Origin of the sequence: Actinomycetospora lutea (assembly GCF_028737205.1) — a bacterium.
Lineage (GTDB): Bacteria > Actinomycetota > Actinomycetes > Mycobacteriales > Pseudonocardiaceae > Actinomycetospora > Actinomycetospora lutea.
Genome location: NZ_JAQZAL010000063.1, coordinates 1 through 8,175 on the forward strand (window position 1 = coordinate 1; position 8,175 = coordinate 8,175).

Here is an 8,175-nt window from a genome sequence, read left to right on the forward strand (position 1 = left end):
CCCCAGCTCCCGCAACGGTCACGCCCTCAGCTGCACTCCATTTCCGGAAGAGCCCGTTTACCTCGCCGTCGTAGATCAGGACAGCCCGAACGGACCATCAGCCCAGCTGGGTCGACGCCGCCGCCCGTTCTGGGCGGGGCTGTTGCCACATTGGTCGGCGGCGGCACCACCCCGCGAGCGGAACGGGGGGAAGCCGCCGACCTCGACGTCTACCGGCCGCCCTGGCCGCCTCAGGCTCGCCGTCCCGGCGGGTCGTGGCGCACGCGGTCGGGGGGCCAACCGGTTGGCGACGAGCTGTCGCCGCCAGCGCCGCCGCACCCAGTGGCCAATCCGCGATATGTGGTGGGGTTGCGGTGGAGGTGGATGACGAGCATTACCATCGTTCGTCTTCGGGCCACGGAAAGTCGATTCCCCGCTCCTGCGGCTGCCGAACACCAAGGTCGATCTTCAGGTCCGTGCGCAGCTGGCTGAGCTCAACATCCCTACGGCTACTGGTCTCGTCCGAGCGTTCAAGGGCTTCCCGTGTCCTTCGGAACTGATCGAGCGCCCGGCCCGAAAGAAGAAGCCCGTTGCCCTCCTGGTAATACCAATCGAGCATCCTCTCTGCGACGGCCCGTGGTTGCGCGTGGCCGGATTCCATTGAGCGGGGATTGAGAAGGGGGAGCAGCTTGCCGTACGCGGTAAGACGAGCTTTGAACAGCTCAGCTGCCCGGTTCAAGCTCGCAGACTGGCGGTACGGCGTAGGAACGCCCATGGTCTCGCGGAGATGTTGAGGTTGGCTCCTCATGAGAGCCGCCCATCGGCGGGAAGCCTTCGCAAGATCCTCGCTCGCTAGTCTCCGATTACCGGAACATTCCGCCAAGAAGTGCATCCAATTGTGGCCATCGCGCTTCTGGAGAGCTAGCCATAGCTGCGAGACCTGGTATACAGTGGTGGGGTCCAGGCCCAGGATGAAGTCGCGATTCTCAACGATTCTCTCGGTACGGAAGATCTCCTCGTGGACAGTACGCCTCGTGGCGTACTCCCACCAAGGCCGAGCCGGGTTGTTGGGGTCCGGTTGCGTGGGATGCGGCCCGATCTCCTCGAGCTCTCGGCGGATCAATTTGGTGAAGCGCCAGCCGCGTTGCAGCGCCTGCAGAGTCGTCCAGCTCGCGAGGATGAGAGCAGCGACCAGGCTGACGATGGCCGCAACGACGTAGTAGGGAACGGGTGAAGCCTGTGTCGATCCGGTGGCGATCTCAGCGGAGAGATTGAGGGCCGAGACCTCACTGCGGTCCACGGGCGCTAGAGTGGCGAATTCTGCCATGATTCGCGGGCCTCCGAGAGCAGGCGGTCAGGCATCGCGGAGGTCAAGGACGGCGCGGGCTTTGTCGAGGTCGTCCTGCCAGATCCAGAGCCGATGGGGTGGGGCGATCTGGTGGTATCCATAGAGCCCGAGGATCGTCCGATCGCGCACGTCGATGCAGACGCGTCGGAAGGCTTGGGTGATGCGTTCTGCGGGCGTGGGGGCGGGTCCGTTGGGTGGGTCGGCGGCGCCGAGCTTCAGGCAGGCGCGGTACTCGTAGCCGAGCAGGACGTGTTCACCGAACTCGTCCCAGACGCCGAGCTTTCGTCCCCAGGCGTCTTCGGCCGCGCGGACGGCGCGGTTAAGGTCGGCGTCGCGGGGCAGGGACGGGTAGATCGGGAAGAACGCGGCCCAGCCGGTCTCGATCAGCTGGAGGTTGAAGGTCCGTCGGCGCGGGTCGTCCGGGGGCGGGAGGGGCGCCTTGAGCCAGGGCGTGACGTAGGCCAGCAGGCGCCCGTTCTCTTCGATGACTTCACCGGTGACGATGATGCCGACCTTGCCGACGCCGGTGCCGGGGTCGATGACGAGTCTCTCGGCGCGCATCCGGGCGAACTCCTGGCCGGCGCGGGCGCCAGCGCCGAGGTGCTTGGCCGCTGCGTCAGGAGTGAGACGCTCGACGAGGTGCTCACGCAGGGCTGTGTCGATGGCGTCGTAGTCGCCGTTCTCAAGTCGTTGTCGGCACCGGTCGAGGGTGGCTTGCGCGGTGGGAGCAGCGCCCCCGAGGTGGGATTCGGGAGTGTCGATGGACACCATGCGCACTGCCTGGTCGATGTTGACCGTGTCGCCGTCGACACCGCGCAGCAGCGGTGCGTCATAGACGCGCCTGGTGTTGGGCCTGAACCCAAGTGCGATGTCGGTCATCAGAAGCCCTTCCAATTCATGGGTGGTCGAGCTCGATGCCGACGCACACGTGGTCTCTCGCCGACGGGCCCTCGCCGCCGAAAGCTGATGGCGCCGTCGGCGCCAGCAGGGCGCTGTCGAGCAGGCCCACGGGTTGGCAGGTCGCCACCCTCCGTGACCAAGGCCAGGGCCGTGCCTCGTTTGGCGGCACGCAGCGCCCACGTCCTGTTCCAAACTCTCACCGGCCTTGGAGGGCATGCCCGACTGTCGCTGCACGCGCCCGACAATGTGGGCATCACCTCGAGGAATGAGACCGACCACAGGCGAGGGTGTGGTGTGGCCCGGCATCGGCTACGTCGGCCGGGTCGGCCGTGTGGGCAGCAGGTCGTAGAGGACCGTTGCGGTCTTCGATCCTGCTTCTGGGTCGGGGGCAAGCTGGTGCCGCTTGAGGTCGGCGAGCAGCTGGGTGCGTTGCTGGCGCGCCTGGTCGTAGTCGGCGGCGTTGAGCGAGAGTTCGAGAAAGGCGCCTCCCCCGTCGTACTCCCAGAGCTCGGCCCGCACGTCGCCGAGCGCGCCTGTGTCAACGTCGTCCCATCGGTGCGCGCGGACGGGCCCGGCGCAGCGCAGGTCGAGAAACGGGTCGCTGGGCGGTGCGCCGACTTCGGTGAGCAGACGCCGCTGGTCGTCGGTGTACAGCGTCGGGATCACGTCGGGCCGCGCCAGCAAGGCGTCGATGGTGGCGTCGTCGACGTCCGTGTCCATGCTCGCGGCGAGGACGGGCTCGATGGCCCAGTCGTACTCGACCTTGTAGGCGTCGAAGCGATCCGCCTCGGCATGGAAGTCGCCGACGAGCCGGTCCGCCTCGGCGGGTCGCAGCTTGAGGGTGCTGGTCCATTTCTTGTTCTTCTTGCGGCGCAGCCGCAAGATCACTCCGGCTGACAGCAAGCGGAGGTCTCCGGAGTCGGGGTCGATGGTGTCGAAGAACCAGACCCGGTGCTGCTCGGCCTCGTCGCGGTCCAGGTCGAGTGCGGTGACCGCCCGGTCGAGCTCCGAGCCGACGAGCGTCGCTTTGACTTCCACACCATCCACCGCTGTATCGCCCACGGTGTCCCCCTCCACCGGCCCGACCGCCTCCCCGCAACGCTAGTCCCGCGGCGGCCAGCAACCGCTGGTCCGATCGGCTGGGTCGTAGTCAACGGGCTGTCCCGCGGGCGGAAGGCAGCGGTAGCGAACACGCCTGGCCAGGTGCTTCCGGAACGCGCCAACGGTGCGCTGCGCCATCGACGGCCTTCCGCTAAGCCCATGCCAGTGTCCTGCGGCGTCGCGTCGTTCGGGGTCGTCCCCGCGGACGAGGTTCACGGGCGAGCCCTGGGAGAGCGAACGCACCGGGCACCCGGAAGGCCCGTCCTTCGGCCCGATCGGACCCCCGGTGACCTTGGTATCGGATCGCGTCATCTCCCCATCGGTAAACCGTCGCTGCCGAACCCCAGCGCCCTCTCGGGTAGTCCAAGCAGGCGCTTCCACCCAACGGCTGATGACCGGACGGTAGCGCCTGCGGCAAGCCGCATACAGCAGTCGCTCGGCGGGGTAGGCGAGGACGATTGCGCGATAACCCGGTTCTATGACACGGACACGGCTGCCGCAAATCTCTACGAGGCATGAATTGCTTCATGCTCACCCCGCTCCCAACATGTCCCCGACCGTAGAGCCCAGGTGTTGCCTTGGCCACCGCGCAGGGCGAGCCGGTGCCGGGGGTTCACCACCGCTGAGTCGGCGCATCTCAAAGACCACCGATCGACCTAATCCGCGCGTTGGCGACGACCCAGTCGCCTTCGGCCATCCCGGCCCGGATACCAATCTCTCGATCAAGAATATCCAAGAAGCGCCTGGCACTGCTCCGGCCGGTGCTGCTGTGTGCGAGGTGGCAGACTCGCTCGTCAAACGCTTCTACGTCCTCGATGCGAGCGCTACAGAAGACTCGTAAAGTGACGCGTAGCTCGGCGTCGCTCACTAGGCGGGGAGCGCGCTCCGAACCTTCCCGAAGCGAGACCTGCGGTGGAATGATCGGATAGGCGCGGTAGAGCAGCATTAGACGAGGCAGAGGGAACAGAAGGAATTCGCGCGGACGCTCGTTGGCTAACATACTGAACAGTGCCCAGGTCTCAACGGACTGTTTCAGTGACTCCGTCGTCGTGCCATCACGCGGCTTGAGCCGCTTTCGCGCGTCGCTCCGCGCTGCGGGAGCGGACGGCAGATGCTTATTCAGCCGCTCCACTAAGCAAGCCAGATCGTGTGCCAGCTTTCGGTCGATGGCATCCCACTGATCGAAATAGATCGCGGCCGCGCGCAGAGCGTCCATGCCCGCGTTCTCCTGCTGCGCCCTCTCGACGCTCAGTTCTTGGCGAATGCGCTCAAGATTCTCGGTGCGGCAGAGTGCTAGGAAGTCGCGTACTTGCTGATAATCGTCCTGGAAGTTCTTGGACGTCTTTAGCTGCCCCAGTAGGCGCCCTCGCCGCAAGTACACATAGCCACCGACGCCCCCGAGCACCACAGCTGGCAGGAGGAACAACAATGCGGCAGCCCATGTCCAGACGTTGGAAATGAGTTTACCATACGCCTCCGTTATAAGCGGCACTCCCGCCAAGGTCACGGCCAGCGCGGGAGCCCATTTGGCAATTTTGTCGGTCTCTCGGACGCGCCGCTCATCGAATGCCTTGGAGATAGCCTCCAATAAGGCGACGTAGCTGTTGTGGGTAGCCGACGTTGCTGCGGCAACCGCCCTCGCCCAGGCCGCGGTAGGGGCGACATAACCACCAGAGAGCAGGGAGTCCTGTAGCGGCGCATTCGTCCGAGGAGCGCCAGCAACAGCTACCGGAGCAAACTTGACCTGCAAGTCGTCGAGTAGCTCTGTTTGCTGGTTCTCGACTTCTGAGGCCAGACGTTCGGCCTTAGCCTTCAAGTAGTCCAAGTCGGCCAGGCCCTGCAGTAGAATGAGGTGAATGAGTTCAATCGACTCATGCAGCTCGTCGAGTTCTTTGCCGCGCGCATCAGGGAGCCGCATGACCAACTGGTCCCATAGCTCGGAGGCGCGATAAACTGAGGCCGAATAGAGTCGGGCAAAGCCGTGGTCGATATCGAGATCAGTCGTCTGCCTCATCAGCTGGGCGCCGACACGGGTCTCCACCGCAGTCAGTTCCGCGATCAGGTTCTGGACCGCGAACTCCCGTCGAGCTCGATCCGTACTAGGGCCCGGACTGATTACGTAGGCCGGCCCAGCTCCTGTTGCTAGGCGCTTGAGTGCTCGCAAGACAAGTAGTTCGACCGCTGAATCGCTCGTTCGGTCGCGCTCGACGAGGCGATCTATCGCAATTTCAGGAGCATCCGCTGACGGTACAGACAGAGTGCTCCGACAGAGTTCGGCGATAGGCGCGCACCGCGTGGACACGTTGTGCTCAGCAGACTCGGGTTTGCACAACGCGACCCAAAAGCGTGGGGGTCGGTACTTCCTCGGAGGCTGTTGAGCGCCCGCTTCACTTAAAACCGGTGCCGCAAGAGTCTGGAAGCGCCTGAGCAAATTGTCTTGGAACGCGTCCCGAATGTTCTCGTAGCCGGCGCACTTGCGGGCGAATGACGTCGCGGTGGTTCCATTCGCGCTTGGCTCGAGGTCCGCGCAAGGGCCATAGACGTGGTGTCGCGGACAGTCCGACCACAGCGAGAGGGTGGCGTAGAGCCAAATGCTACCGAGATGGTGACGTAGGCGGAAATCGAGACACGCGTGTACCGGTTGCTGCTGGTCGGTAAGCGGTTTGATGCTGTAACTCGGGTGGCGCAACTGCTCGAGCGCGCTTCCGCAAAGCGAGACCCGGTGGGCGGCCAAATCATAGAAGTCTTTGAGATCGGAATTGTCTATCTGGCCACTCTGGGTGGTGCACCGCTCCATCATCGAGACGATTGCTGATATTTGGCGCGTCGACTCGGTGCTCGGAGACCAAAGAGACCGTGCGTCGCCCGGGAAAGAGAGAAGAGGGCGCCACCATTCAAGCTCGGCACGCATAGCGGAGCCGTGCCGGCTCGTGGCATCATTCGCACCTTTCCTGGGCTGGTGAGACAACGCCGCATTCGGAGAATCGCCAAGTAGATACTTGAGGAGCTCTTCGTGGCGGCGCCACGGCTGACGCTCCGGTGGTTCCGCATAGAGGGGCCCCCAGCGAGCCCACAAGACATCGATCATAACTACGACGTCGACGTCATGGGAGACGCTGTCATCGCAATTCGCTATCCCCGCCGCCCCGGGCGCGTCCGCAAAAGTGTCCGTGGCGATGGGAGCTGTTGGGTTTGTGGGTCCCGTACGGTCAGACAAGAGTCGCTCCTTCAGCTCGCGGCGCCCTCACGGCGAGACCTGCCGCGTCACTTGGGCTGGAGCACGTAAGCACCTGGTGCGCCTCACGGAGCTCCTAGACGACCGTGACAATTGCTGCCGCGGCGTCGCTGCCCCCCAGCCACGAGCGGCGGTCTCGGTCGGCTGCGTTCAGACTTAGGGTTGCACCCGCAACGTCGAGAGCCATGAGGAAGCGCAAGAAGCGCCTGTCGCGGTCCCAGGGTTTCTGCCCGTCGGGCTCGTTGTATAGGAACGCCCACTTCACCCACCGCACTTCGGCTCGCACAAGCAGCGCCAGCCTGCCATCGACGGTGTCGGCCCCGCGATGTGCGCCGACAGCGGCGTTCTCGCCGCGCTCTCGACAGGCGAAGGGTGCGGCAAGGTCCTGCCTTCGCGGTCGACCACTTAAGCCACGTTTGCCTTCTCTGCCTCGGCGATCTCGTCGGCCGCGATCGCCGCACGTTCTGGTGGCATCTGTCGGGCATAAACCTCAGCTCGATGCTGTGTGCGCCTTTGCTGCTGCTGTGCAGTCGCGCCGAACGCGGCGCCGGGGATCGCACCGATGACGACGCCAACGATCGGCCCCGCTGCAGCCCACAGAGACGCAAAGTTGTTCATATCGGAGGACGCCTTCCAGAACATGACACCAATAAGGGCGAGGAAGCCCAAGGCCACCACGGCTACCGGCCAGCTCATCCGCGTCATCCCCGTCCTCACTCTCCTTGATCAAGCTTCCTCGTCGATGTTGTCAGGTACCGGTCAACGGGCCCTTGGGCCACCGTCGCGCGGCGCAAGCCACGCTGGTTTCTGAATCAGATCGAGGTTCGACGTCGACTTTGATCTAGACCCGCAAACCGCTAAGTGACTACAATCTGTGACCGACACTGGATAATCAAGCGGCTAAAAGAGTGGAACCATTAGGCCGGCCGGGGGTTGTGGGCGAGGGCAGACGACGGGACTGTCCGCACCAACTATGGCGCTCCGTCAACGTCTGCCCCGAGCGAACATGTTCTAGCCAAGACGGGTCTACCGTGCGGCTCGAATTAACGCAGCTGCTGGACCGCGAGAAGGAACGATCGAGTCCTGAACTTTGCGGGCAACTCGACAACTGGTCGATCGCGGCCCGCGTCCGCGACTACTGCGCCGCCCTCGACGCGGCCGCCGAAACGTCCGCCCATTCCGCGGCTCGCGAGGAGGTCCAGACGTGGGTGCGGTGGGCACGCGACTACGCCGATCGCATCGACCCGCTGCGTCGCGTCGGCAAAGGACGGACGGCGCAGGGCGTCGCGGCCGGCCCGAGGCAGGTGGGAGACCACCTTCATCCCCGTTGGCCCGCGGCACCGCTACTGCTCCGACCGCTGCCGGAAGCACGCCCACCGTGCGAGGTAGGAAGGCCGCGTCGACCGGCTCCATGACCACAGCGCACCAGCAACGGGAACAACAGCAAGTGGAATGGAGAGAAGCTGCGCTATCTCCGCGGCCTCATTGAGATTGCCCGTGCGCAATGGGCTCCCGCCGGTGGCGGGCGCCTCAGTTGATCTCGATCCACGACCTGATCTGGCTCTTCCGGATTTAGAGTGCAAGAGATCCACAGTGCAGCAGCGACCGGATG

Annotated in this window: 6 protein-coding genes; 1 reads left to right on the forward strand and 5 read right to left on the reverse strand. The window is 64.6% G+C overall.

Annotated elements, in window-relative coordinates; genetic code table 11:
* Positions 1–373: 373 nt before the first annotated feature.
* The 4 genes from PHK61_RS31295 to PHK61_RS31310 all read right to left on the reverse strand — a co-directional run bounded on the left by PHK61_RS31295 (position 374) and on the right by PHK61_RS31310 (position 5,369).
* Entirely contained in the window at positions 374–1,279 is a 906-nt protein-coding gene (locus PHK61_RS31295; protein WP_274284951.1) for a hypothetical protein, read from the reverse strand.
* Positions 1,280–1,333: 54 nt separating this feature from the next.
* On the reverse strand, positions 1,334–2,206 hold the full coding sequence (locus PHK61_RS31300; protein ID WP_274284952.1) for a thermonuclease family protein: 873 nt from the start codon (positions 2,204–2,206) through the stop codon (positions 1,334–1,336).
* Between the two features lie 330 nt (positions 2,207–2,536).
* A complete protein-coding gene (locus PHK61_RS31305) occupies positions 2,537–3,304 on the reverse strand; it encodes a hypothetical protein (RefSeq protein ID WP_274284953.1) in 768 nt (255 codons plus the stop codon).
* A gap of 661 nt (positions 3,305–3,965) precedes the next feature.
* Positions 3,966–5,369 carry a hypothetical protein gene (locus tag PHK61_RS31310; RefSeq protein ID WP_274284954.1) on the reverse strand — a complete coding sequence of 468 codons (1,404 nt, stop codon included), beginning with the start codon at positions 5,367–5,369 and terminating at the stop codon, positions 3,966–3,968.
* 591 nt (positions 5,370–5,960) lie between these two features.
* Between PHK61_RS31310 and PHK61_RS31315 the strand changes: the two genes are divergently transcribed.
* Complete coding sequence (locus tag PHK61_RS31315) at positions 5,961–6,143, forward strand: hypothetical protein (protein ID WP_274284955.1); 183 nt, start codon at positions 5,961–5,963, stop codon at positions 6,141–6,143.
* An 825-nt stretch (positions 6,144–6,968) separates the two neighbouring features.
* On the opposite strand, the gene PHK61_RS31320 is transcribed toward PHK61_RS31315, so the two are convergent.
* On the reverse strand, positions 6,969–7,268 hold the full coding sequence (locus PHK61_RS31320; RefSeq protein ID WP_274284956.1) for a hypothetical protein: 300 nt from the start codon (positions 7,266–7,268) through the stop codon (positions 6,969–6,971).
* Positions 7,269–8,175 lie beyond the last annotated feature (907 nt).